The sequence below is a fragment of the Moorena sp. SIO4E2 genome, assembly GCF_010671945.1.
GTDB classification, from domain to species: Bacteria; Cyanobacteriota; Cyanobacteriia; order Cyanobacteriales; family Coleofasciculaceae; genus Moorena; species Moorena producens.
Map to the genome: position 1 here is coordinate 1 of NZ_JAAHIE010001437.1, position 1,027 is coordinate 1,027.

Consider the following 1,027-nt stretch of genomic DNA (forward strand, 5'->3'; position numbering starts at 1 on the left):
CCCAAGGGTATGTTACCTAAGTCTTTCCCGTAACTTTGGTCATCAAATTGCTGTCACTGCCGGTCTAAATTTTGTGCGGGGTCAAGGGATTATTGTCCTAGATGCTGATTTACAAGACCCACCAGAGGTCATCCCAGTGCTAGTGGAAAAATGGCAGCAGGGTTATCAAATTGTTTATGCTCAGCGCACCCAGAGACGTCGTGAAAGTTGGTTAAAGCGCTTTCCGGCTTACCTATTTTATCGATTACTGCGCCGTCTAGCCAATGTCGAGATTCCCATAGATACGGGGGACTTTTGTTTAATGGATCGACGGGTGGTTGATGTACTCAATGCCATGCCAGAACGGAACCGTTACGTGCGGGGATTGCGTTCTTGGGTAGGGTTGCGGCAAACCTCTGTTTCCTATGTACGTGACCCCCGCTTTGCTGGTGATATCAAGTACACCATTCGTAAATCCTTAGCCCTAGCAGTAGATGCACTGGTTTCTTTTTCTAAAGTGCCATTGCGAATCGCTACTTATTTGGGATTATTAGCAACAGCGATAGCGCTATTGATGGCAGGGTTAGTGCTTTACTGGCGGATTTTTGAACCTAATTCTCCTGTGACTGGGTTTGCCACTATTATGATTGCAATTTTCTTTTTGGGAGCAGTGCAGTTAGTATCTATTGGTATTTTGGGGGAATATGTAGGACGGATTTATGAAGAAGTTAAAGGCAGACCATTGTATGTTTTATCAGAAGTGAGGGGGTTTGTGGAGGAAGGAGTATCAAAGTAAGCTATCAGCTATCAGCTTTCAGCTTTCAGCGATCAGCGATCAGCATATGTTTAGGTTTTTTGGCCTTGCTGAATCTTCGCGCTGAATAGGAGTAGAGTGGGCATCCTGCCCGCCCGACAATAATGAATAGGAGTAGAGTGGGCATCCTGCCCGCCCGAAAATAATTAATAGGAGTAGAGTGGGCATCCTGCCCGCCCGAAAATAATTAATAGGAGTAGAGTGGGCATCCTGCCCGCCCGAAAATAATTAATA

The 1,027-nt window shown here is 45.8% G+C and carries 1 protein-coding gene; it reads left to right on the forward strand.

The window, feature by feature from the left end; genetic code table 11:
- Positions 1-775: glycosyltransferase (locus F6K37_RS44305; protein ID WP_287257470.1), on the forward strand; the 775-nt coding region annotated here is incomplete at its 5' end.
- Positions 776-1,027: the final 252 nt, after the last annotated feature.